Source organism: Proteiniclasticum ruminis, assembly GCF_900115135.1.
GTDB lineage: Bacteria > Bacillota > Clostridia > Clostridiales > Clostridiaceae > Proteiniclasticum > Proteiniclasticum ruminis_A.
In genome coordinates, this window is sequence record NZ_FOVK01000005.1 from 100,610 (window position 1) to 125,223 (window position 24,614).

At 47.9% G+C, this 24,614-nt stretch carries 18 protein-coding genes; all 18 read right to left on the minus strand.

Annotation, left to right across the window (positions count from 1 at the left end; genetic code table 11):
- Positions 1 to 12 precede the first annotated feature (12 nt).
- Positions 13 to 1,530 (minus strand): sugar ABC transporter ATP-binding protein, encoded by a 1,518-nt coding sequence (locus BM243_RS09045; RefSeq protein ID WP_074912051.1) that lies wholly within the window; start codon positions 1,528 to 1,530, stop codon positions 13 to 15.
- Positions 1,531 to 1,645: 115 nt separating this feature from the next.
- Positions 1,646 to 3,097: an ATP-binding cassette domain-containing protein gene (locus tag BM243_RS09050; protein ID WP_083422719.1), complete on the minus strand. Its 1,452-nt coding sequence runs from the start codon at positions 3,095 to 3,097 to the stop codon at positions 1,646 to 1,648.
- Complete coding sequence (locus BM243_RS09055; RefSeq protein WP_242943534.1) at positions 3,090 to 4,109, minus strand: sensor histidine kinase; 1,020 nt, start codon at positions 4,107 to 4,109, stop codon at positions 3,090 to 3,092. Before BM243_RS09055 ends, BM243_RS09050 begins: the two co-directional genes overlap by 8 nt.
- An 11-nt stretch (positions 4,110 to 4,120) precedes the next feature.
- Positions 4,121 to 5,719: a response regulator gene (locus BM243_RS09060; RefSeq protein ID WP_074912053.1), complete on the minus strand. Its 1,599-nt coding sequence runs from the start codon at positions 5,717 to 5,719 to the stop codon at positions 4,121 to 4,123.
- A gap of 172 nt (positions 5,720 to 5,891) precedes the next feature.
- The gene (locus tag BM243_RS09065) at positions 5,892 to 6,872 is read right to left on the minus strand and encodes a LacI family DNA-binding transcriptional regulator (protein WP_074912054.1); all 981 of its coding nucleotides are present in this window, start codon (positions 6,870 to 6,872) and stop codon (positions 5,892 to 5,894) included.
- Between the two features lie 49 nt (positions 6,873 to 6,921).
- A complete protein-coding gene (locus BM243_RS09070) occupies positions 6,922 to 7,833 on the minus strand; it encodes a DMT family transporter (protein WP_074912055.1) in 912 nt (303 codons plus the stop codon).
- On the minus strand, positions 7,830 to 9,503 hold the full coding sequence (locus BM243_RS09075; RefSeq protein WP_074912056.1) for an amylo-alpha-1,6-glucosidase: 1,674 nt from the start codon (positions 9,501 to 9,503) through the stop codon (positions 7,830 to 7,832). Before BM243_RS09075 ends, BM243_RS09070 begins: the two co-directional genes overlap by 4 nt.
- Positions 9,504 to 9,552: 49 nt before the next feature.
- Complete coding sequence (locus BM243_RS09080; RefSeq protein WP_074912057.1) at positions 9,553 to 12,594, minus strand: glycoside hydrolase family 2 TIM barrel-domain containing protein; 3,042 nt, start codon at positions 12,592 to 12,594, stop codon at positions 9,553 to 9,555.
- Between the two features lie 17 nt (positions 12,595 to 12,611).
- Positions 12,612 to 13,433 (minus strand): carbohydrate ABC transporter permease, encoded by an 822-nt coding sequence (locus BM243_RS09085; RefSeq protein WP_074912058.1) that lies wholly within the window; start codon positions 13,431 to 13,433, stop codon positions 12,612 to 12,614.
- Positions 13,411 to 14,376 (minus strand): carbohydrate ABC transporter permease, encoded by a 966-nt coding sequence (locus BM243_RS09090; protein WP_074912059.1) that lies wholly within the window; start codon positions 14,374 to 14,376, stop codon positions 13,411 to 13,413. Before BM243_RS09090 ends, BM243_RS09085 begins: the two co-directional genes overlap by 23 nt.
- Before the next feature lie 99 nt (positions 14,377 to 14,475).
- Positions 14,476 to 15,702: an ABC transporter substrate-binding protein gene (locus tag BM243_RS09095; RefSeq protein ID WP_074912060.1), complete on the minus strand. Its 1,227-nt coding sequence runs from the start codon at positions 15,700 to 15,702 to the stop codon at positions 14,476 to 14,478.
- Between the two features lie 455 nt (positions 15,703 to 16,157).
- A complete protein-coding gene (locus BM243_RS09100) occupies positions 16,158 to 16,787 on the minus strand; it encodes an HAD family hydrolase (RefSeq protein ID WP_074912061.1) in 630 nt (209 codons plus the stop codon).
- Complete coding sequence (locus BM243_RS09105; RefSeq protein ID WP_074912062.1) at positions 16,774 to 17,571, minus strand: response regulator transcription factor; 798 nt, start codon at positions 17,569 to 17,571, stop codon at positions 16,774 to 16,776. Before BM243_RS09105 ends, BM243_RS09100 begins: the two co-directional genes overlap by 14 nt.
- Positions 17,572 to 19,329 (minus strand): sensor histidine kinase, encoded by a 1,758-nt coding sequence (locus BM243_RS09110; RefSeq protein WP_074912063.1) that lies wholly within the window; start codon positions 19,327 to 19,329, stop codon positions 17,572 to 17,574.
- Positions 19,330 to 19,376: 47 nt separating this feature from the next.
- The gene (locus BM243_RS09115) at positions 19,377 to 20,264 is read right to left on the minus strand and encodes a nucleotidyltransferase family protein (RefSeq protein ID WP_074912064.1); all 888 of its coding nucleotides are present in this window, start codon (positions 20,262 to 20,264) and stop codon (positions 19,377 to 19,379) included.
- Positions 20,265 to 20,338: 74 nt separating this feature from the next.
- Positions 20,339 to 21,757, minus strand: coding sequence for a phosphoglucomutase/phosphomannomutase family protein (locus BM243_RS09120; protein WP_074912065.1), 1,419 nt, complete (start codon positions 21,755 to 21,757; stop codon positions 20,339 to 20,341).
- A gap of 43 nt (positions 21,758 to 21,800) precedes the next feature.
- Positions 21,801 to 23,477 (minus strand): ABC transporter permease, encoded by a 1,677-nt coding sequence (locus tag BM243_RS09125; RefSeq protein WP_074912066.1) that lies wholly within the window; start codon positions 23,475 to 23,477, stop codon positions 21,801 to 21,803.
- 2 nt (positions 23,478 to 23,479) lie between these two features.
- Entirely contained in the window at positions 23,480 to 24,553 is a 1,074-nt protein-coding gene (locus BM243_RS09130; RefSeq protein ID WP_074912067.1) for an ABC transporter ATP-binding protein, read from the minus strand.
- Positions 24,554 to 24,614: the final 61 nt, after the last annotated feature.

Here is a 24,614-nt window from a genome sequence, read left to right on the forward strand (position 1 = left end):
ATGTTCCCCCTTCTATACAGCTTCCTGATCTTCTATTTTCTTTTCAAATTGGGTAGCATATTTCAGAATGAGATCCTGAGTTGCTTCATCCCTTTGAAGTTCTTTTGTAATGCGTCCATCGCACATGACAAGAATTCTATCACTGATTCCTAAGATCTCAGGCATTTCCGATGAGACAAAAAGAACTCCAATCCCCTCTTCCTTGAGTTTGTTCATCAGATTGTAGATTTCCACTTTCGCTGCCACATCTATTCCTCTCGTCGGTTCATCAAAAATAACTACCTTGGAGTTTCGCGCAAGCCACTTTCCAACAACTATTTTCTGCTGATTACCTCCAGAAAGACTTCCAGCATCAACGCCAGCATTGGCGAGGCGCACCTTAAGATTCGCTATGGTTTTTTCCGTCATGGCTTTTTCTTTTGATTTTGACACCATTCCGAACTTATTGCACAGCTGATCCAGATTCGGCAAAGAGATATTGTCCGTGATGCTGAGCTTTGTGCACAGACCATCTTTTTTACGGTCCTCCGGTGCCAATACAATACCTTCACGGATGGCATCCATCGGTTTGTGGATGCTGAGTTCTTTTCCTTCCAGATAAATGGTCCCGGACTCCACAGGATCTGCCCCAAAAAGAGCTCTTGTGGTTTCAGTTCTACCTGCTCCCATAAGTCCCGCAATCCCGACAATCTCCCCTTCATATAAATCAAAGGAGACATCACGAACCAACTTGCCTGCATTGAGATTTTTTACTTCTAAAATCTTCTTTCCTTTCTCCGCATGGATTCTAGGAAACTTTTCCTTAATCTCCCGCCCAACCATATGAGCGATGATTTTCTCGAGTGTGGTATCCGCAAACATCATACTGGTGATATATTCTCCATCTCTTAGAATCATGACCCGATCCACAATGTATTTCAGTTCTTCCAGTTTATGAGAAATATACACGATGCCTCGACCTTCCGCCTTCAGCTTTCTGATGATCTTAAAAAGGTCTTCAATCTCTTTGGATGTGAGCGCTGATGTGGGCTCATCCATGATGAGCACTTTACAGTCTGTGGATAATGCTTTTGCAATCTCCACCATCTGCTGCTTGGAGACCGATAAGTTTCCAACAATTTCTTCTGGATCCATTTCAATATTAAGTTCTTTTAGAATTGCGGAAGCTTCCTTCTTCATTTTCTTGTCAGACATGATTCCACGGCTGGTTTCTTCCCTGCCAAGGAATATATTCTGATATACCGTCAAATGAGGACATAGATTCAGCTCCTGATGGATAATGGATACACCAAGCTCCTGGGCTTTTAGGGGCGTCAGATCTTCTACCTCCTGCCCGAACAGTTTAAGGTGCCCTTCATCCTTCTTATATACACCGCTGATGATTTTCATAAGCGTTGACTTGCCTGCTCCATTTTCACCAAGAAGCGCCAGCACTTCACCTGATTTCAGATTGAAATTCACTTTATTCAAGGCCTTTACGCCGGGGAAACTTTTGCTGACCCCTTCTAGTTCCACCATATAGTTCTCCATAAAAACCCCCTAATTCGCTGTTTGTAGTCCTTTACAGAAAGTTTATCACAACGATTTCATTCCTGTAGGGGCCATTCTTACGAATTAAGGGGTCATTTTTTCGTATTTATCTGTTTTACCGTTGAAACCTGTAGAAATCTTCCTTGGGATAAATTCTAGTGAAGCTTCCCTTCTCTATGGTTACAAGCCGATCCGAAACCGAAAGAGAGTCCTGGATGCTCACCGCAAGGATGACTATGGTAATGCCACGTTGCCTCAATTTATTGATCAGCGTGATGATATGGGCTCTAAGATACATGTCTGCATTGGAAAAGGGCTGGATCAGAAAAACAATGGAGGGTCTAAAAAGATGGATTCTGTAATACGCAAGATTATACACATCCCGGGTGCTCCACTCTTTTATATTCTTTGTAAAGCACTCTTTGCCAACATAAGGTTCATATTCCTCCATGAGATTCTTTCTGATCTTTTTGGGCACGATACTTCTATTGAGTTTTCTGTCCAGAAGAAACGTGAGATTCTCATAATAATCCATGGACCTGAAGATCATAGACTCCTTCGGATTCTCTTCTATCACCGCAATGCCTTTGTCTATTGAATCCTCTCCTCGGTTATAGACAAGCGGAAACCCCTCATAAAGAATCTTTCCATGTTCAGCCTCGGTCTTCCCTTGAACCAGCATGAGAATTTCTTCCAATGAAGAGTTATCCATATCAAGAATCGTAAGACATTCTCCATGTTCCACACGAAAGGAGAGATTTTCAAGTTCACCTGAAAACACCTGCCGGAACTCAAGAAGCCCCACTTCTAGGGATTGCTCTTCCTCATCCCGTTCGTAAGGAAGGTCAAAGGAAATGATGTACGGTGCAATATCCTGATCCGTAAGATGCTCTTCTTCCAGCATCTTTACCACTTTCCCATCTTCCATCAGACAGACCCGATGGCAAATTTTAAACGCTTCCTCATGATGATTTGCAAAATACAGAAAGGAAGTGCCCTCGGTATCAGCAAAGTACTTCATCAGCGTCTGAAACTTCTGAAGCTCTGTGGTGCTTAAATAACTGCTGATTTCATCCAGAAGAATCAGTTTGGCACCGCCTCTAACGTATTTGATCAGTTCAATGACACTGCGCTGGAAGTGATTGAGCTTCATCGCCAGATCATCTGTCTTCACTTCAATGGCAAAGGAAGCCAGGAGATTTTCTGTATCGGCATGCAGTTTTCTTTTACTGATGATACTTTCCCCAAAACTTCTGGAGAGAACAAAGATATTGTCCGCCACCGTTAAGTCTTCCACAAGTCTGGAATGCACATCAATGATTTCCACCTGATTCATCCCCATATCGCTGTGCTCATAATAGTTGACCAGTTGACCGCCAATATAGATTCTGCCCATATCAATGGGGTTGTTTGTCGTAAGAAGCCTGATCAGCTCTTTTTTCCCATGATAGTTCAAAGGGATCATTCCCATGATTTCCCCTCGAAGCACATGGAAGTGAAGATTATCCAGCCTCAGGACCCCATCCACTTTTTTAGTTACATGCTCCATTCTTAATATCTCATCCATGATGCTTCTCCGTAACCAGGGGAAGTGTCACATGGACATCCGTTCCCGCATTTTTCTTGCTGTAAACAAAAATACCATACTCATCCCCATAGATCAGACGAATTCTGTTGTTTACATTAACAAGAGCAATCCCACCTCTTTTATTCATCTCTTCCTTGAGATATGAAAGCGATGTCCCCTTCAGACGGTCATTGAGTTCTTGAAGTTTCTCGGGCTCCATCCCTAGTCCATCATCAGAAACGACAATATGGAGTCTTTCGGATGTCTTTGTCAGTCTCAGTTCAATGGTGCCTTTCCCAATTTTTCTCTCCACCCCATGAAAAATAGAGTTTTCAATGAGTGGCTGAAGTGTGAGTTTAGGCATCATCAGCTTCTGGATTTCCTCTTTGTCCCCCTTAAAAAGCACTTTCAGTTCGAGACGGTTGCCGAATCTGAACTTTTGGATCTTCGTATAGTTTTCTATATTTTCCAGTTCTTCGTCGATGGTCACGAGCCTGTCCAGATTGGAGATGGTGTATCTGAAAAACGTTGCTAAGGCTTCTGTCATCTCTGCCACACTGTCAATGCCTTCCATGAGAGCCTCGCTTCGGATTCCCTCCAACGTGTTATAGAGAAAGTGCGGGTTGATCTGATTCTGAAGCGCTAGGTATTCTGCATGTTTTTTAGTGCTGTTGATGAGCTCATTGGTATTGAGAAGCTCACCGAATTTTTTAACTGCATCCTCCTGTTCTTTGCTGTAGGGTACACGGATCTCATAGATTCCCTTCAGAATGTACCCTTCCGAGAACAGGGACAGCGTTTTATTTGTTTCTCTCATCGGAAGCACAATGTAGAGATATGCAACCCTAACAAGAACCATCATGAACAGCACCGCTGCAATGAAAGGTGCGTAATTCTTCAGATAGAATCCTTGGATCAATAGAGCAGTCAGCATCAGGAGGACGAAAGCAAGCAGAACCATCATAAAGAGCTTCATCCGGTCTGCCAGATATCCTCGTTCATTCTTCTTCATGGAGCTCCTCCTTATGCATATATTTTTCTGTATTCGTTGGGTTTCAGTCCTGTATACCGGATGAAGGATTTGGTGAAGTGCTTCACATCACTGTAGCCCACCATTTCACAGATGTCCATAATTCGCAGATCCTTCTCTTTCAGCAGTTCTTTGGCTTTATTGATACGGATTTCTGTCAGATGTTCCAAAAAACTCTTTCCAGTTTCTTTTTTGATCATTGTACTGAAATAGGTAGGACTAAATCCTGTCAGATTGCTTATTTCATCTAAGGTAACACTTCTCATGTAATTATCTTCTAGGTAAGCCTGCACTTCACGAATCGGTCCAGAAAATGATTCGCTGCGATGCTGAAGGAGTACCTTCACAGAGGATACAATCCATTCTTCGACCAATGAAAAAAGTTCCTCCAGTGAGTGGGCACTTTCAATTCGCTGAAGGTGTTCCACTTTCACTTCACTTTCTTCAGGCATCAGAAATCTGTTCTTCCTCATCATGACCGTGAAGTGGCTTGAGATTTCTTTAATCAGATGAATCAGTTCATGGCCCGTTAGATGGTCTTTCAGTATTATGGTTTCTTTCAGGTTCTTCAAATGATCTTGAATGGCTTCATAATCCAAGGCAGACAGGGATTTTTCCATATTTTTGAAAAACTGAAAGACTGCATCACTTCTGAGGAGCTGGTGTTCCTCTGGTTTGTCTTCCCCAAGAAAAATTCTGCCAGTTCCTTTCACAAGTCTTTCTTCTACTGCAAGAAGTGCTGTCTCATAAGACTTGTACAGATCCTTGATGTCAGATACAGAAACTCCTTCCCCTAAGGTGACTTCTACTCCGTTTAATGGAAGAATCCCCCTCAGTGAGTGAAAAAGCTCACGCATACCTTTCCTGACCATCTCTTTTTCTGGAGCAGGGTACTCAAGAAGTATCAACATCAGCTTATGTTCCAGGTGCACCTCTTTTACTGTGAGAGTGTCTTCCCCCATCACCTCAGCCAGGTGGAGACTTACTTTTTCTTCCAAACGCTCTCTGATGTCTATTGTCAGTTTGTCCTCTGTATCCAGCTGAAGCAGATAAATCTGCAAGGTTTCTCCATGAAAGCGGAATGCATGCCTATAGCCTTCCTCATCTAGCACCTCACGTTCACTGATCAGCTGAGACAAAAGATCTTTCTTCTTCTTTTCAAGGAGTGTGAGACTTTTCATTTCCTCTGCTTCTTCTCTAGATACCAGGCCTTTTTTCGTCAGGATATGGTCTCTCACTTTCTCTAACGTCTCCGTAAGCTCCTTCTTTTGTATGGGTTTAAGAAGATATTCACCAACTCCATATCTGATGGCTCGTTGTGCATACTCAAATTGTCCATATCCCGATATGATGATAAACTCAAGATCTTCTTTTAGTTCTTTTGCTTTTTCTATCATATCCAGTCCATCATAACCGGGCATTCGAATGTCTGTGATCACAAGGTCTGGTTTATACCTTTCAATGACATCCAGAGCTTCTATTCCGTTGGACGCTGTAGCAGCGATCTCCATATCCAGGGCATCCCAGTCCACAAGCTTTTGAATCAGCCTGCATACTCTTTCTTCATCATCTGCTATGATTACTTTAAGCATTTTCTTCCCCCCAAAAAAGTCTAGTTCACAAAACGTTTACTTTCAATTCACTCTCCTATTATAAGCGATATTTTCAAAATATAAAATATATCCTCCTGTTTCAGTGTTTCTACTCCAATTAAAAAGCGCTGTCTTCTTTAACCGCAAAAGAAGACAGCGCCTGTTCATTCATTTATCTTTTCGATGTGCTTTCCCGAATCACCAACTCTGTGGGAATGGTGATTTTCAGGGGAATCTTTCTTCCGGAAGCGATTCTCTCTTTCAAAATATCCACTGAAATCTCTCCCATGAACTCCGTATAGAGCTTGATGGTGGTCAGAGGCGGCATCATATACTGGGCTGCGGAGATGTCATTGAAGCCCACCACACTGATGTCCTCAGGAATCTTAAGACCCAAATCATTGGCCGCCTTGTAGCACCCCACAGCCATACTGTCATTGGCCAGAAATAGCGCTGTGGGCCTGTTTTTTAAAGACAGCATTTCCTTGGAAAGCCGATAGCCGTCTGCAGGTGTATAACTGCCGATCTTCACGAAGCTTTCTTCAAAGACTCCCTTCTCCATAAGATACTTTTCAAAAACCTCCTGCCTCAGATCTCTGGAACGGGCTTCTCCTAAAATACTGTCCGCCCCACCGATGAAGCCGATCTTCTCATGACCCAGGGAGAGGATATGATCCAAGACTTTTTTGGTGGACTTCACAAAATCGATGACCACCGCATCAAAGACATCCTCTTCCGGACTGGAGTCCACAAAGACGCAAGGGATGCCCAAGGCTTTCACTTCCATAATCTTCTCTGTGGTGAAAATGCCAAGGCAGAGTATCCCATCCAGTCCCACGGTTTTCCCAGTGGTGTCCACCCGGACCATGGTGACATTCTCCATCTTCAGTTTCTTTTCTATGCTGAGACGTATGGCCAGATAATAGGGGTCCTCCAGCTCCTCCTCCAATGAGTAACTGTACAGAATCCCGATGGTCATCCGTTTTTTGGCACGTTTTTTCTTGTGTCCCACGTAGGAAAGTTCTTCCGCGGCTTCAAACACTCTCTTTTTTGTTTCTGCAGGCACATTCAATGTATCATCATAATTCAGCACCCGGGATACGGTGGTGATGGATACATTTGCCAGCTCTGCAATTTCTTTAATGGTCGCCATAACTTTCCTCCTGCTTTTTTCTATGCTTATTATACAACAAATATCTACTTTATGGCGTGTCCTTCTCCAGGGATTCCGGATATTTCTTTCTCATCTTCCCAAAGTCCCCTTTGGTCTCAGAGGTCAGGATGGCCGCGAAAATGAGGATCCCTCCAAGGATCATCCGAAGAGTCAGGGGCTCACTGAGAATGAGCACTGACAAAGCCATGCCAAAGAAAGCTTCTGTGGACAAAATGATGGCTGTTTTCGTTTCCGTTGTAAACTTCTGCGCCGTGGTCTGAAGAAGATAGGCTGCTGTGGTGGAGAAAATCCCTAGATAAAAGAGTGAAAACAAAGCTTCCCCGTTTCTTGGCAGATGCACTGCCTCTTGGAAAAATAGAGGCACTGCGGAAAGTAAGGCTGCCACCATCATCTGCACCAGGGTCAGAAGCACCGGATCCTCCTTTGCCACATAGAGGGAGGTGTAGAAGATCTGGAAGGCGAAAAACACCGCGCAAAGAAGCGTCAGCGCATCCCCCAGCTGAATCCCAAAGGACATCTCCAGGGAAATCACCGCCACCCCCAGCACCGCAAGCAGAGCCCCAAAGACTTCATACTTGTCAAACTTTCTCCGATAGAGCACAAAGCTGATGAAGGGCACAATGATGACATTCACTGCGGTGAGGAAAGCATTTTTGGAGGGAGTGGTGTACTGAAGGCCTACGGTCTGAAGAAGAAATGCGCCGTAGAGGAAAAACCCCAGTACTGCCCCCTTTTTCAGTGTACTCATCCGGATGTTCCTGATTTTTCTGTGGAACACCCCAGCAAGAAGCACCGCTCCGATGAGAAACCGCCCAAAGAGGATCTCATAGGGCGTGAAGTGGCGAAGGGACACAGCACTGGCCACAAATCCGCTGCCCCAGATAAGAGCTGTCAAGAGAAGCGCTGCTTCTCCCACGTGGGCTTTTACAGTCTCTTTCATCGGCAAAGCCCCTCCCCTCTCAAAAACAGAAGGCAGACACTGCTGGTCCAGGTGAAGGAGGTGTCCACAAGGCCTTCTCCGGTGAAGGGATCAAAGTTCTCCGCCATGCCACCCACCAAAGTAAGGTCCATGAACTTATTCCGGATCCGGTCTGCATCATGCTCATAGCCCGCCTCATAAAGGGCATCCACAAGTAGAAACGTTACAGGGGCCCAGATGGGTCCCTGCCAATATCCATTGTATTTATAAAGAGGACTCTTCGGATGCTCCGTGGCAAAGCCGTAAGGCGTCTCAAAGGAGAGGAGCCTCTCTACGGTTTTTTTCAGCACGGGCTCCGGCAGATACCTGGATAACAGAAGGGACATGGATAGGAGAAGACTGTCTCTATTTTTCACTGGTTCTCCCTGGATACCCACCCGGGCGAAGAACCCTTCTTCCTCGTCATAGAGCCTTTCCAGAGTCTTCTTTGCATGGATTTTCGCCTTCTCCTGATATTCTCTTTCTTCCTCGTCTTTTTTCAGCGCATGGGCAAGTCTTGCCATGGCATCATAGGCTCTTACCAGGTGGGCCTGAAGATCCGGACTTTCCACCGGCATGCCCACATGGAACACGGAGCTGTTGTCCCAGCCGGAGTCATTGCCATGTCTGTAATGAGGCAGGGCTCCTGGGAACGTTCGATAGGTGTCATAATACGCCAGATTCCTCTTCATGCTCTCGTAGGCTTTTTCCAGACGGGATCTATGTGCAAAATACGCATTCTCCTTCATGCACTTCTCGTAAAATACTGGAAAAATGGGTGGTTTGATGCAGTTGAAGGAAGCATATTTGTCATGGACAAAGTCCGGATACGCACCGGAAGAGTCCTGATGATCAAAGAAGATCTCAAACTGGCCATAGGAGAGTTCAGGCCTTTCCTTTGCAAGAGCCAGGGCGTTGAAGCAGTTGTCCCAGGACCAGATGCTGTACATGTAGAGCTTGGACATAAACATGGCCGGATGCTTCAGAGCCCCAAAGGGTGCCACAACCGACGACCAGGTGATGTAGCTTGCAAGTTTAAATGAGGGGCGGTATTTTTCCTGCAAGCCTATGGGCTCTCTTTTGAAGACCCTGAAGTCTTCCTGCACCGCTGAAAGTCCTTCCTCATAGGTGCCAGAAAATCCTTCCCCAGGCACCGTGACATAGCTTTCCACGAGAAGCTCTCCGTCAGAAAGAAGGAGCGTCACATGAGGATTGCCGATGATCTCCCAGGGGGCATCCACTTGAAGGATTCCTTCTCTTCTTGTAAACAGAAGCTTCCGCTCCTTGGGATAGATGTGATATTCATAGGTGTCTTCTGACAGCGCGTGAAAGGTGTCATACTTCACTTTCTTCGCAAAGAGTCCCACCGTGAGTCCTTCTGCCTTCAGGAGCACATGATGCTCTGTGGGTAGGATCAGCTTTACGGCATCTTCTGTCTTCTCCTCCTGGTAAAATTTAAGCTCCCGTTCTGAAGCCTCGATCTTTACCTTCACTTCCTTCTGCTCTTTAAAAAACCGCATCTCGAAAAGCGTAGAAGGAGCCTCATCTCCCCCATGGACATCCCGAAGGAGAATGGTCCCCTCTTTGGTCTTTGTTACGGCAAAGTAGGATCCGAACCTGGAAAAGGGTACTTTGTCGATCTGTATGTTCATAAAAAACCTCCAATCATGAAGAAGAAGGAGACCTGTGGTCTCCTGACTTCTACCGGATATATTTTGATTCTTCCAGAAGCGCTTCTTTTTGTAAAGGCCTCAAATGGAACGTGACGTGAAAATCCTCCAGAGTCAGCCTGTAGGGAGGCAGCTGCTCTTCTCCGCAGCTGTTGCTGCCAAGACCCAGCTGTCTGTAATCGAGCACCAGCTCATGGAACGGGCTCCGTTTAAGGCCGCTCTCGTGGGCTGCTTTCTCCAGATCCTCCATGGTGTAGTCGTGGAGGGTAAAGCCGGAGGCTCCTTCCATCTGGAAAAGAAGTCCCTCTCCCTGGTCTTTCAAGAGACCAAAGAAGCTGGTATCTGAGCGGAGTCCATTTTCCTGGGGATACACATAAGGCGTATGCAGTTCTTCGACCTTCGCTTCATAAAGCCCGATGAACTGGCTTCTCTTGCTGTCGGCGTAGCTTTCCCCCGGACCCCGTCCATACCAGAGCACTTTTTGAAGATCCTCTGATACCCTCATGCGGAATCCGATGCGTGGCAGAAGCTCCGGCATCTCTTTCCCTCTTTTAAGGACTTTTCCTTCCATGTGCATGGTGAGGCTGCCGTCTCCAAAGAAGGTGTAGGTGTATTTCAGTTCATAGCCCCAGGCCTGATTCACCGTGGAGAAGTATTTTTTTATTTCCACCTGATGCCCCCGTTCCACCGCTCCATGGCGGAAAGACACCAGATTCTCTTTTCCTTCTCTTAAGAAATACTTATGGATCCAGTCCTCTTTTTTGTACATGTCATTGTCAATGGGCGCTCTCCAGAGGGTCAGCTCAGGACCTTTCATAAGTAGCGCTTCCCCGTCTTTCTCATAGGAGAGAAGGCTTCCTTTCACCTTATGGAACACCGCCTGGATATTTTCTGCACGAAGCGTCATATGGGCGTTGTCTTCTTCCACGGTGAGGGTGCCTTTCAAGCCCCCTTCTTTCACCTTCAGGGTTCTTCTGGTGTGTTCCAGAAGGAACTGCTCCCTTGCCACCACATGTCCTTTCTTCAGGGCTTTGGTGGGATTTTTCTCCTTCACCAGCAGATGGACATAGGTTTCATCCTTGAGAGAAACATCTTCCAGGAACCCTTCCAGGGACACCGGATAAATCTCACCAGGAGCCACATTTGGCAGGGTTCTTTCCTCTTCTTTCAGCACCTGTCCAAAAGAGTGAAGAGAAATCTTCAGCATGAACTCCTCTAAAGACCGGAAATCGTAGAGGTTTTTCAAGGTGTACAGAAGCGCCTCTTTCTTTTCCATCTTCACAGGTTCAATGACCTTCCCATACTCCAGAAGTCCTGGTGAGGGCGTACGGTCCGGATACACCAGACCATCGATGCAGAAGTTCCCATTGTTTGGAAAGTCTCCGTAGTCTCCGCCATAGAGATGATCCTCCACGCCGTTTTCCTTAGTTTTTCTTATGCCATGATCAATCCATTCCCAGATGAATCCCCCCTGGAGACGCTTGTGGCTTCTCATGACGTCCTGATACTCTGTCAGGCCTCCGGGACCATTGCCCATGGCATGGCCGTACTCACAAAGAAGATGGGGCCGTTTTCCCTCTTCATCCCGTCCGATGTCCATGAGGGGCAGAAGCCTGGTGTACATGGTGGAGTACACATCGCTGTAGGCGCCGCTGCGGTCTCCCTCATAATGGATGGGTCTTGTGGGGTCTTCTTTTTTCATGGCCAGATACATGGCCAGGAAGTTGTGTCCGGTGCCGGACTCATTGCCCAGGGACCAGAAAATCACAGAAGGATGGTTCCGGTCTCTTTTCACCATGCGGAGACCTCGGTCCACGTAGTGTTTTTCCCATCCGGTGTGGTTGCTGATCCAGTTGTAGTTTCCGGTGTTCTCAAACCCATGGCATTCCAGGTCCGCCTCATCCATGACATAAAGACCGTACTTGTCACAAAGATCATAGAACTCCTCACAGTTTGGATAGTGGGAGGTGCGCACGGCGTTGATGTTGTGCTCTTTCATGAGAAGAACATCTTTTTCCATCTCTTCATAGGTCACGGTTCTTCCCTTGTCCCGGCTCACATCATGACGGTTCACGCCTTTGAAGAAGACCCGCTGTCCATTGACGCGGATTTCATTCTCCAGGATCTCCACGGTTCTAAAACCGAAGGATAAAGGAATGAACACTTCTTTTCCCTCTTCCTCATAGGAGAGGATGAGCTGATAAAGCTCCGGTTTCTCGGCGCTCCAGGTTCTTGGATGCTTGAAGAGCTTCTCATAGGTGAAGCCTTCTTTGGCACTGAAGCTTTCCTGATGAAGCTTGTTTTTCTCGTCGTCATACACCGACAGGCAGAGGGTTTTCTCCTGATCTTTTAAAAACTCTCCAGAGACTTTCAGAAGATAATCCTCATAGCCATTTTCTCCATGGGTTTCCACCCGAAGATCCTGAAGGCTTTCCTCACTTCGGGTATAAAGAACGACGCTTCTGAAGATGCCGGCCAGCCACCACATGTCCTGGTCCTCCAGGTAGGTGCCGTCGGAAAACTGCACCACTTTCACCGCCAGTCGGTTTCTTCCAGTCTTTAAAAGCTCTGTGATGTCAAACTCCGATGGCAGTCTTGACACTTTGCTGAAGCCCGCCTTCTGTCCATTGACATAGACTTCAAAATAAGACTCCACCCCGTGGAATTTCAGGATATGGCGCTCCCCTTCCAGAAGAGAAGGAATCTCAACCTCTTTAAAATAAAGACCTGTGGGATTCTCATCGGGCACAAAGGGCGGATTGATGGGAAATGGATAAAGCACATCGGTGTAGTGCATCTTCCCGTAGCCTTCCAGCTGCCAGGCTGATGGCACCTTAATGTCTCCTAAGTTCTCCAAGGAGAAGGATTCTTTCTCAAAGCCTTCCGGCGCTTCTTCCGGGCAGGACAGGAACATAAATTTCCAGGTGCCGTCCAGAGACGTATAGCCAAGGCTTTCCTCTTTCCTGCTGTTCAGCGCTTTGACCAGGGAGTCATAGCGGTAGAAGGTGGTGTGGGCGGGAAGTCTCCCTTCCTCTAGTTTGGTCAGGTCTTCCCATGGTTTATATTGTCGCATAACAGTCTCCTCTTTCGTTACTTAATGGCCCCGCTGACGCCTTCCACGATGTATTTCTGGGCAAAGGCAAATACCAGCACTGGGGGGATGATCATGATGATGGTCATGGCCATGATGGGCAGGATCTGCAGATCATGGACGCCCTTGAAGGCGGCAAGCCCCAGAGCCATGGTGTACTTGCTCCGGTCCTGCAGGAAGATCAGCGGTCCCAGATAGTCGTTCCAGACCACCAGAATGTTCAGGACACCGATGAGAATGAGCGGCCCCTTCATGATGGGCAGAAAGATCTTATAGTAGATCTGGAACTCGTTGGCTCCATCTATTCTTGCGGCATTCTCCAGATCCTTCGGAATGTTCATGAGGAACTGGCGAAGGAGGAAAATGTAATAAGGAGAGCCGAAGAATGCAGGAACGATGAGGGGCTTTAAGGTGTTGATCCACCCGAAGACCTTGAACTGCATATACTGGGGAATCATGGTGACATCCCAGGGAATCATCATGGTGGACAGCAGAATGACAAACAGAATGTTTTTATATTTGAATTCGTATCTTGCAAATCCAAAGGCCACCAGGGAGCAGGACAGAAGCTGTCCTACGGTGGTGAGCACCGTGACAATCAACGAGTTCTTCATATAGGTGCCGAAGGGCTGGGCTTTCCAGGCATCCAGGAAATTCTTCCACTGGGGAGAATCCGGCAGGAACTTGATGGGATACTGGAAGACCTCTCCTTCTGTCTTTAGCGCAGTCAAGACCATCCAGATGAAGGGAAAGAGAAAATAAAGAGAGAAGGCTACCAGAAAGATGTAGGTGATGATTTTATGCTTCTTGCTGAATTTCACGTCTCTTTCCTCCTTTCTTTTTCATGGGTTTGTCTTTTTTCACTTCCGTCTCATAGAACACCCAAGCCGAGGAGGACTTGAAGATGAGAAGGGTCAGGAAGAGGATCACCAGGAACATAAACCAGGCGTTGGCACTGGCGTATCCCAGCTTATGGTGCTTGAAGGCGTTGTTGTACACCATGAGCCCATAAAAATAGGTGGAGCGTAAGGGGCCGCCGCCGGTGAGCAGCAGCACCAGGGTCAGCTGCTGCAGGGCACTGATCACCGAGGTGATGGTGTTGAAAAGAATGGTTGGTGTGATGATGGGCACTGTGATGGAGAAGAACTGCCTAAGCGGAGAAGCTCCATCGATGGATGCCGCCTCATAGAGGTCCTTGGGAATGCTCCGGATGTCTGTGTAGAAAATCAGCATCATGGTGCCCACACCCCAGGCACTGGCCACCACGATGGCCACGATGGCCCATTTGGGGTCCACCAGCCAGCTGGGGCCTTCGATGCCGAGATATTTCAGGAAATAGTTCAGCACGCCATACTCCGAATGCAGGATCCAGCCCCAGATGATGGACACGGCAACGCCGGATACCACCGCTGGAAGATAGAAAATGGTCCGAAAGACCTTGGCACCTTTTACAGGTTGGGATATAAGAAGTGCCAAAGCCAAGGCAATGATGAGGTTCAGAGGCACAAAAAGCGCCGCGAATCGTAAGGTGATGGTGAGGGATTTATAAAACTGAGGGTCTTCTGTGAACATGACTTTATAGTTCTCGATGCCCACAAACTGGGGCGCTCTTGTCACGGGCCAGTCAAAAAGACTCATGACGAGGGAAAAGATCAGGGGGCCTGCGGTGAACACAAGAAATCCGATGATCCAGGGACTGATGAACAGATACGGCACAGGTTTTTTCACCAGTGCTTTTTTGGTTGCGCTTTTCTTTTTAAACATCGCTTTACCTCTCTCATTTGTTTCCATGGTGGTGTTTGTTTTTATAAGGATACAGGGGGACTGCTCCCCCTGTTCTCCCCTTTCTATTGGTAAGGAATGTTATTTTGCGGCTTCGTCCAGAGCCTTCTGTGGATTCTCCAGAGTACTTGGATTGAAGATTCTTTCGAAGACCAGGTTCAGGTTTTCTGCCATGATGGACCAGTCGCTGACGATGGAGGAGGATGGCGTATACCCTTCACTCTTTTCCAGCATGGTGTAGAAGACGCTCTTCTCTGGATCTTCAGACAGCTTTTCTGAAGCAACAACGGATTTCAGTACTGGCAATTCGTATTCGATACGATCGAGGTTTGCTGTTTCCCCGGTCCAGAATTTCATGAACTCAAAGGCTGCTTCCTTGTTTTTGGAGTCTTTGGACATGGAGAGTCCGGAAGAGGAGACGATGCTGACGCCCTCTTTTCCTTCAAAGGAAGGAAGCTCTACGATACCGTAGTTGATGCCCGCATCTTTCAGGGAGGAGATGCCCCAGGATCCGTTGACATACATGCCGACTTTTCCGGTTTTCATCTCTGTGGTGCCGGATCCTTCAGAAGCGACTGCAATGCCCTCTTTCAGCATATCCTGGAACATGGTGAACACTTCCACAGTCTCTTTGGAATTAAGATTTCCAGAAAGGTTTCCGGATTCATCCACATAGGCGCTGCCGTTGCTCCAGAGATACATTTCAAAATCAAAGGGATCGGGCTTTCCAGAGAAGACCAGTCCTTTGGTGTCCTCTCCTTCGTCAGAAAGCTTCTTGGCGATTTCCTTGGCATCTTCCCAGGTCCATCCGGTTTCTGGATAAGAAACGCCTTTGGCATCAAAAAGGTCCTTGTTGTAGTACATCACGTGGGTGGTATAGCCTACAGGAAGTCCCAGGATCATATCATCAGCCTTGTTGTAGTTCCAGAGGGCTTCATAGAAGTTTTCCCCATACTCTTCGCCTTCTTTCTCGATGTAGCTGTCCAGAGGTTCCAGCGCATCCTTATAGGCAGGATAGTTCCACATGTACATGACATCCGGTGCATCTTTGGCCCCCATGCCAGCAGCAAGCTTGGTGTCATATTCATCTCCATAGGCTTCCAAGGTCACTTGGATCTTCTCCTGGGAGCTGTTGAATTTATCCACCAGCTCCTGCTGAAGAGTCAGGCTTTCTTCAGAGTCCCAGGTGGCAAAGCGGATTTTTACGGTATCCCCGGCACCGCTGGAAGGATTCTCTTCCTTGGTTCCGCAAGCGGACAGGATCAGGGCAGATAAGGATAAAAGGGCAACGATTTTTTTCAGTTTCATTCGGTTCACCTCTCAAATTTGATATCCTCATTATAAACACGATTTTACTAAAAGTAAACGGTTTATTGTCGATTTTACTAATATATTTTCACGAAACATCTGGAACCAGTTCCAATTTTATGCAACAGATAATCCCTTGCGCATCATAAGAATCAACCATTACAGCGTCTGCAGGCTTTGAAATGGTGTTTTTGAATCCATGGACTCCACCGGAACCCCCTTGAATAATTTTAGTAAAATTATGAGGATTTCATTTTACTTGTACTCCATAACGCATTCTTTACTGATCTCCCCTTTATGTTTTCAGTAAAATGCCAAAAAGATCCTGCGAAGAACCGTCCACGGTACGGGAGGACGCAGAAAACCCCAGAAAGAAGAGTTTCTCTTCCCTCTGGGGCCTCGTTTTAGACTGTATTTCAATTTACTTCTTTGAAGCTCTCTTTGGCAAAAGGCTGCTAGACGTCTTCTTTGCCGCACTGGTCCTTCAGCTGAAGATAGAGATCCATGAGATGATTGCTGTGGAAAAAGTGCACCGCTTTCATTCCTAAGCTTCTGGCGGCCTCCACATTGACCAGGGTGTCATCGATAAAGACGCACTCCTCCGGTTTCAGGCCGTACTTCTCCAGAAGAATCTCATAGATCTTCCGGTCCGGCTTTATTTCTCCATAGGCGTAGCTCACCACTTTACCGTCAAACAGATCAAAGAAGGGATAAAACTTCTCTGTATTTGTGAATCCTCTCTCCGGATAGTTGGACAGGGCATAGAGACTGTATCCCAGCCCTTTCAGTTTTCTTAAGATGGCTGTGGACTGGGTCATCTCCTCAATGAGAAAACTTTCCCAGTGAAAAAGGATCCGCTCCACTTCTTTTTCCATGCCAGGGAGCCTTTTGGAAACCCGCTCATAGGCTTCTTGGTCTGTGATGCTTCCCCGGTCCAGAAGCTTCCACTCCTCACTCTGAAACACCTCTTTGTAGAGTGTTTCCACCGTATCAAAACTGTCATAGCTCTTTGTGAGCCACTTTAAGGGATCAAATTCTATGAGGACATTCCCCAGATCAAAAATAATGTTCTTAATTTCCTTCATGTTCTCCTCCTTGATGCTTCTGTTCCATGGAAAGCGTCCGCTTGTAAGCGCTGGGACTTTTCCCTGTGATTTTCTTGAATAGATTGCTGAAATAGTGGGCATCATTATAGCCCACCAGATACGCCAGCTCGTAGATTTTCAGTGGATCCTTCTGAAGAAGAAGCACCGCTTTTTTCATCCTGGTTAAGGTGAGGTAATCCACAAAGGTGTACCCGGTTTCCTTCCGGAAGAGCTTTCCTAGATAGCTCTCGCTGATGCCAATCTCTTCCGCCACCTTCTGGCAGCTCACATCCTTCATATAGTTCTCTTCCAGATACTGGATGGATTTCACTATATAAGGATTGTACTCTTCCCCTTTGTTCTTCTGATATTCCTGAAAGAAGGAAAACTCCTCCTCTTCTTCCTTTTCCCTGCTTCGGATTTTATCCACCGCATGCTTCAGTGCTTTGGTCAGCTCCTCATCCTGAAAGGGCTTCAGAAGATAATCTGTCACGCCCAGCCGAAGGGCGCTTCTTGCATATTCGAAGTCAGAATATCCGGAAAGAATGATGAACTGGATGGGTCTTTCCCCTTTCAGCTCTTCGATCATCTCAATGCCCGTCATCCCTTTCATCCGGATGTCGGTGAGCACCAGATGGGGCTTTTTCTCCTTGATCACTGAAAGCCCTTCCTCCCCGCTCTGAGCTTCTCCCACCACCTGGCATCCGAAGGACTGCCAGTCTGTGGTCATGATGATGCCTTTTCGGATCATCTTCTCATCTTCCACCACTACCACACGGATCATTTACAGTCCTCCTTCCCCAAGCACCATCCGCACCCTGGTGCCCTGGTTCACTTTGCTCTTTATTTCCAGTCCATACCCTTTGCCGTAATAAAGCTCAATTCTCTTATGGACGTTGAGAAGTCCGATGCCTTCTCCTGAATGCTCGGAAAGAAGCTTTCTGCGCTGATCTTCCTCCATGCCTTTTCCATCATCCTCCACTTCAAAGACGATGCGCTCCTCTTCCTCATAGCCTTTGACCACAATTTTCCCTTTCCCGTCCAGCCCATGAAGAATGGCGTTCTCCACGATGGGCTGCAGCAGTAGCTTTGGAATCTTCCGCTCATAAAGAGACTCCTCCACATGGATCTCATAGGTGAGATCATCATCATACCGGGCTTTCTGGATCTCCAGATAGCTTTTCAGCCAGCTGAGGTTCATGTCCACTGTCTGATACTCCTCTGCGTCTTCCAGCGAGATGCGAAGAAGCTTCGCCAGGTTTGTGATGAGGGTCACCACTTCCTCGGACTCTCCCATCTTGGCCATCCACTTGATGGTGTCCAGGGTATTGTAGAGGAAATGAGGATTGATCTGGGACTGGAGCATTTTCATCTCCGATTTTTTCAGCCGGTCCCGGCTTTCAATCATGTTCCGGATGAGAAGATCCAGCCGCTTGGCCATCTTGTTGTACCGCTCCATGAGCTCTCCCATCTCATCGGTGCGGTCCGTCTGGAACCGCTCGGAAAAGTCTCCCTTTTCGATCTTCTTCATATGGTGCACCAGATCCTTCACAGGCTTTGACACGGACTTTGAGATCCTGTAGGAAGCCAGAAGAGAAATAAGAAGGGTCAGCGTTCCTATGTAGAGAAGATTTTTCAGAAGATACCGGGCGTTACTTTCCACATCGCTTAAGGAGGCATAGGTCAGCACTTCAAAGGGATAGGCTGTACTCTTCAGGTACGTGCCATAAAAATCTGAGCCCTCTTTCTCGGCCGTGAATGACCCTCTTCTGTCGTAGAAGCTGTGCCCTGTGTCTCTTTCCAAGGGGCGCCCTTCCTCCAGAAGACTGTTCTTTGCATACAGCACGTTGCCGATCTCATTGAGCACCGCCGCTTCCCAGATGTTCCCCTGGGATTTCCCCTGAAGGATCCCGGAAAATGCTTCCCGGTGCACATCCACCAGGATGACTCCTTTGAAGGTCTCCTCCATGGTGATGCCCATGGCAGCGGTGAGGCTTTTGTCATGAAGATCCCGCTCCCTTTGGCTGGCGCTGTGAAACACCACTTCACCGGGCAGCTCGCTGACCTTTCGAAGAACACCCCAGCTTGAATAGTTCTTGGTGTCATAGTGTTTGGGCAAAGTGTCTGATGCAAAGAGGGTTACGCCGTTGGTGCCCAGGATATAGAGGGACACTTCACTGGTTCTTCCGGAAAACAGAAGATACATTTTCTCATAAAGGTCCCGGGTCTCCTCCCGGGTGACCGCCTGCTTTTCTAGAATCTCCAGAACCAGCGGGTCCTTTGAAAGCCTCAACACCGCTTCTTCGTAGAAGCTGTACAGACTCACCACATCCTTCTCCACTTCTTCCACATAGGAAAGAGACTCCTCTTCGATGCTGCTGCGGAAGATTCTTTCGGAGAATCCATAGAGCACTGCTGTGATGAGAAGCAGCGGAATCATGGCCACCAGAAACACATTCAGAAAGAGTTTGGCAAAAAAAGAGCTTTTCATAGATTTCATAGACGGTTCTTCCCCCACTGCATGGTCTTGTCTTTCATTCATTCTCTCTCATTATACGGGATACGGCTTTTCTTTTCCACGGATCCTTCCTAGAAGAGGACCTTCGGATACACCCCAGACTCCGTGAGCGCCTTCAGCCTTTCCATGACCCGTTCCCGGTCTTCTTTGTAGGTGACTCCCATCCACTCTTCCGTCACGGGCAGCACCTTCAGGGGAATCTCCTCCATTTTTAAAAGCGCCTCCATGGCCAGGGGCAGATAAAACTCCTCCTTTGAGAGGTCTCTTCCTGGGGTCTCCAGAAACACCTGGAACACTTCCGGCAGATGCTTCAGCATGCTCTTCTGCCCCGCCCAGATGTTCATGGACACCAGCTCTACCCCTGTCATGGGATGAATCCCATGTTCCTCATAGTACAGCTGACCTTTTTCCATGAAGATCCTTTCCCGTTCTCTAATCTCCACCACCTGGTCCATCTCATTGAGTTTCAGGACGCCCCGGGACACCGCCCCTTCCTCCGACAGGGTGTTTTTCACAGGGTACCCTGGAATGGCCAGGACTTCTCCTTCTTCCAGAGCCTCCATAAGATCCGAAAGAACGGATCTTCCATAAAAGTCATCGGCATTCAGAATGAGAAACCCTTCCTCTATGGCTTCCCTGGCGGCATAGAGGCACTGCCCCGTGCCCCAGGGTTTTTCTCTTGTTATCTTTACAGGCATCTTTATGGGCAGATCCTCTTCTTTCTGAAACACCAGCTCAAAGGGCACTTTTCCCTGGAGCCTGTGTCCTAAAGTCTCCAGGAAGGCTTCCTCCATGTCCTCCCGAAGGACAAATACCAGTTTGTCTATACCAAGGCGCACCGCGTCATAGGCGGTATACTCCATGAGGCTTTGGCCCATGGGTCCCAGCTCCGCCAGCTGTTTGTTTCCACCGAACCTCTTCCCCATACCTGCGGCCATGAATATCAGGGTCTTATGCATCTTTTTGTCACTCCTTCTCTCTTTCTTCTTTTTTTCTTTTGAAGAAAGGCACCGATGTCTCGATGCCTTTTTTTCTATCCGTCTATGCCAAAATGGCCCAGAAATTCTCCTGCAATCTGCTTTGCTTCCCGGAGGGTTCCCATTTCTGTGAAGACCCTCAGAAGCTTTTCTGTACCGGAGAATCTTGCCACCAGCCAGCCTCCATTGTCAAAATAGAGCTTCAGACCGTCCTGATAGCTGACGGTTTTTACTGCCTCTGTAAAATGCGGCACTTCCTTCTCTTCAAAAAGCCTCAATTTTAGAGAGCGTTCTTCCTCTTCGGTGAGCGCCAGGTTCTCCTCGTGCATATGGAAGGCGCCGTACTTTTCCTGAAGGTCCTTCAGCATCTCATGGATTCTCTTTCCTGTGACGCTGATCATCTCCACAAGAAGCGCTGCGGCAAAAATGCCGTCTTTTCCTTTGATGTGGCCTTTGATGGTGAGGCCTCCACTGCTTTCTCCACCGATGATGGCATCGGTCTCCAGCATTTTACCGGAAATATATTTAAAGCCCACAGGCACCTCGTAGCAGGTCTCTCCGAAGTCTTCGGCGATCCTATCCAGAAGATGGGTGGTGGAGAGGTTTCTCACCACAGGTCCTTTCATGCCTTTGTAGTTCAGAAGATAGTAGTAAAGAAGCGCCATGATGTCATTGCTCGTCACATAGTTTCCTTCTTCGTCGATGATGCCCAGACGGTCCGCATCCCCATCGGTGCCGATGCCGATGTCATAGTTTCCGGCTTTCACCATATCCCGGAGTTTTCCCAGGGTCTCTTTGGTGGGAGACGGCATCCTTCCGCCAAAACTGGTGTCGTGGCGGTCATTGATGACATCCACCTCGCAGCGCACCGTGATGAGCACCGTCTGAAGGGCTGCTTTGGATACCCCGTACATGGGGTCCACCAGCACTTTCAGTTCCCGGTTCCGGATGGCTTCTTTGTCCAGCATGGAGATGATGGCATCCACATAGTCATTGAAGGGACTGACACTTCGGATGACGCCTTTGTCCTTCCCTTCCTGAAACTTCAGGGTCTTCACCTGATCTGCAGAAAGACCCTTGAGGATCTCCTCCAGCTTCTTCGTCACGGACAGGTCCGCATCTTTTCCGCCTTTGGTGAAGATTTTGATGCCGTTGTAGTCTGCTGGATTGTGGCTGGCCGTCACCGCCAGGCCATAATCGCAGGCAAAAGATTTCACCGTATACATGATGAGGGGTGTTGGGCTGACTTTTTCGATGAAATTCACGGCAATGCCGTTGCCTGCAAATACTTCCGCGATCCAGCGGCTGGCTTTGTCGCTTAAAAAGCGCTTGTCATAGCCGATGACGATGCCATGGCTGTCCACTTTCTCTTCCTTCATGAGGTTTGCCAGGGCCTGGGCCACCAGCACAATGTTGTCTTTGATGAAACCGTCGCCGATGATGTCTCTCCAGCCGCCGGTGCCAAACTGTATCATACTCTATTCCTCCTGTCTGTCTGAATGCAAAATCTTGAAACCTTTAGAGGGAAATACTTCTGCCTCCAGACACCTTGTTGAAGATCAGAATGGAAATGATGGTGGTGAGGGTCAGGATAGATGCCAGAGCACCTGCAGTACCAAAGCTTGCCCGGACCACCTCGGTATACACCGCCACAGCGATGGTGGAGGTTCTTCCGGTATAAAGGATGACGGTGGAGCTCAGTTCATTGATGGTGGTGATCCAGGAAAGGATCGCTCCAGAGAACACCCCTGGGGCCATCATCACCGCGGTGACCTTGAAGAAAGTCTTCATTGGCGATACGCCGAGGTTGATGGAAGCTTCCTCAATACTTGGATCGATCTGATACAAAATGGATGCGGAGGATCTTACGGTATAGGGCAGCTTACGGATGATGTAGGCAATGATGATGATGGCCGCCGTTCCGCTTAAGATCACCGGCTTTCTATTGAAGGCCACAAGAAGCGTAATACCAAGCACCGCTCCAGGAATGACATATGGGAACATGATGAGCGTATCCAGGAAGTTATTGAACTTCGATCTTCTTCGTACGATGATGTACGCCAGCAGGATTCCCAGGATGATCATCACCGCCAGGGCAATCACTGCATAGCTGAAGGTGTTCCGGATGTTTAAGGACAGACGGTTCAAAACCAAAGTATAGTTGTCCAGACTGAACTCCTTCAGGAAGATGGGTCCCTGGGTCTTCATAAAGGAGGTGATGATGACGACAATCTGCTGCGCCATGGCAAGGAGCACCACGGTATACAGGAAGAGGGTCGCCAGGATCTTCTTTCCTCTTGGCAGCTCTTTTACTTCAGGTGGTCTCAGGGAGCTCATCATATAGCTTCTCTTCTCCACCACTTTCTTCTGGATGTAGAGCACCGATAAAGAAAAGAGCACGATGATGACGCTTAAAGTGCTGGCCATGGCGGCATTTCCGCCCAGCTCACTCATGAACTCATCATAAACAATGACCGGCAGGGTCTTGAAGCCTTCTCCGATGAGCATGGGGGTACCAAAATCCGCCAGCGAGGTCATGAAGACCAGTAGAGCCGAGGATGTGATGGTGGGAAGGATCAAGGGGAACGTGATGGTCATGATTCTCTTAAAAGAGGACATACCAAGGTTTTCTCCTGCTTCCTCTAAAGAAGCGTCAATGCTTGTGAGGGCGCCTGATGCGTAGAGATACACATAAGGGAAAAACTTTAACGTAAAAACAAATATGATGCCGCCCAGTCCGTAAATGGTAGGCATCGTGATGCCTAGTCCCGCAAAAAAGTTTGTCAGCACGCCATTTCTTCCTAAGAGAATGATCCAGGCATAGGCCCCGATGAATGGAGGGGACAGAAGGGACAGGATCACCATGAGGTTGATGAACTTTTTCCCGGCAATATGGAACCGGTTGGTGATGTACGCCATGGGCAGTCCCACCAGAACGGAGAAGATGGTTGCCAGGGTACATACAATAAAGCTGTTCTTCAGCGTATTAAAGTAATACGGCAGTTTAAAGAAGTTCACGTAGGTCTTTAAGGTAAAGGCTCCGTCTTTCCCCTGAAAGCTCTCCAAAAACAGGGAGGAGAAGGGATAGATGAGGAAGATGAGAAGGAGAATAAAGCTCCCTACGGATACAAAGTTCCAGAAGTTCAGGCTGTTTGAAAAGTCAAAGCTTTTCTTCGCAGGTGATTTTTTCGCCATGATTACATCACCTGCCCTTCTTCGTTGTACACCTTCAGTACCGCAGCGTCGGCTTTCACCACCACTTCCTCTCCGATTTCCCGGAGGGTTTTTCCATCTTTGGTGTATTCATTGACTTCCATGATGGTGCCGTCGGTGAGGGTGATCTCATAATTCATGAAGTCTCCCAGGAAGGTGGATAAGGTGATGGTGCCGCGAAGCCCCTCTTCTTCCAGGTTCTTTGTGAGGACGCCTTCTTCCGGACGGAGGGACAAGGTCACAGGTCCTTCATAGGCAAGGTCTCTGTCATAGGAAAGCTTTCCACCATGGGCATGAAGATAGACTTTTCCGTTTTCCTTCACGGCTTCCCCTTTGAGGAAATTGCTGGTGCCGATGAAGCCTGCCACAAAGGCATTGGCTGGGCTCTTGTAGATGTTTTCCGGCACATCGATCTGCTGGATGACCCCCAGCTTCATGACGGCGATGCGGTCGGAAATGGCCAAGGCCTCTTCCTGGTCATGGGTCACATAGATGGTGGTGATGCCCAGCTCTCTTTGGAGCTTCTTGATGATGGTTCTCATCTCCAGGCGGAGCTTGGCGTCCAGGTTGCTTAAAGGCTCATCCATGAGAAGCACATCCGGCTCAATGACGATGGCTCTTGCCAGGGCAATTCTCTGCTGCTGCCCTCCGGAAAGCTTGGAGGGCTCTCGGTCCTTATATTCTTCCATGCGCACCAGGCGCAGAGCTTTCAGCACTCGTTCTTCTGCTTCTTTCTTCCCGATGCTTCTGGCTTTTAACCCATAGGCCACGTTATTAAACACGGTCATATGCGGGAAGATGGCGTAGTTCTGGAACACCATGCCGATGTTTCTTTTGTGGGCGGGGATCTTGTTGATGACTTTGTCTCCGAAGGAGATGGTGCCGCCTTCGATGGAGTTGAATCCCGCGATCATCCGAAGAAGCGTGGTCTTTCCGCATCCTGAGGGGCCCAGCAGGGTAAAGAACTCCCCTTCTTTCACAGTGAAGTTTGCATTTTTCACCGCATGGAAGTCTCCATAGTATTTATCGATCTCTTTAAAATGTACAGCGTAGCTCATTGGTTCCTCCTAAAATGAAAGAAAGGGCAATGTGCATTGCCCTATTCTTTTCTATTTCCTT

Bases quoted from the DNA above. Each gene is read 5' to 3' on its own strand.
- BM243_RS09045 (WP_074912051.1), bottom strand. From the start codon at position 1,530: ATGGAGAACTATATGGTGGAACTAGAAGGGGTCAGCAAAAGTTTCCCC.
- BM243_RS09050 (WP_083422719.1), bottom strand. From the start codon at position 3,097: ATGGATGAGATATTAAGAATGGAGCATGTAACTAAAAAAGTGGATGGG.
- BM243_RS09055 (WP_242943534.1), bottom strand. From the start codon at position 4,109: ATGAAGAAGAATGAACGAGGATATCTGGCAGACCGGATGAAGCTCTTT.
- BM243_RS09060 (WP_074912053.1), bottom strand. From the start codon at position 5,719: ATGCTTAAAGTAATCATAGCAGATGATGAAGAAAGAGTATGCAGGCTG.
- BM243_RS09065 (WP_074912054.1), bottom strand. From the start codon at position 6,872: ATGGCGACCATTAAAGAAATTGCAGAGCTGGCAAATGTATCCATCACC.
- BM243_RS09070 (WP_074912055.1), bottom strand. From the start codon at position 7,833: ATGAAAGAGACTGTAAAAGCCCACGTGGGAGAAGCAGCGCTTCTCTTG.
- BM243_RS09075 (WP_074912056.1), bottom strand. From the start codon at position 9,503: ATGAACATACAGATCGACAAAGTACCCTTTTCCAGGTTCGGATCCTAC.
- BM243_RS09080 (WP_074912057.1), bottom strand. From the start codon at position 12,594: ATGCGACAATATAAACCATGGGAAGACCTGACCAAACTAGAGGAAGGG.
- BM243_RS09090 (WP_074912059.1), bottom strand. From the start codon at position 14,376: ATGTTTAAAAAGAAAAGCGCAACCAAAAAAGCACTGGTGAAAAAACCT.
- BM243_RS09095 (WP_074912060.1), bottom strand. From the start codon at position 15,702: ATGAAACTGAAAAAAATCGTTGCCCTTTTATCCTTATCTGCCCTGATC.
- BM243_RS09100 (WP_074912061.1), bottom strand. From the start codon at position 16,787: ATGAAGGAAATTAAGAACATTATTTTTGATCTGGGGAATGTCCTCATA.
- BM243_RS09105 (WP_074912062.1), bottom strand. From the start codon at position 17,571: ATGATCCGTGTGGTAGTGGTGGAAGATGAGAAGATGATCCGAAAAGGC.
- BM243_RS09110 (WP_074912063.1), bottom strand. From the start codon at position 19,329: ATGAATGAAAGACAAGACCATGCAGTGGGGGAAGAACCGTCTATGAAA.
- BM243_RS09115 (WP_074912064.1), bottom strand. From the start codon at position 20,264: ATGCATAAGACCCTGATATTCATGGCCGCAGGTATGGGGAAGAGGTTC.
- BM243_RS09120 (WP_074912065.1), bottom strand. From the start codon at position 21,757: ATGATACAGTTTGGCACCGGCGGCTGGAGAGACATCATCGGCGACGGT.
- BM243_RS09125 (WP_074912066.1), bottom strand. From the start codon at position 23,477: ATGGCGAAAAAATCACCTGCGAAGAAAAGCTTTGACTTTTCAAACAGC.
- BM243_RS09130 (WP_074912067.1), bottom strand. From the start codon at position 24,553: ATGAGCTACGCTGTACATTTTAAAGAGATCGATAAATACTATGGAGAC.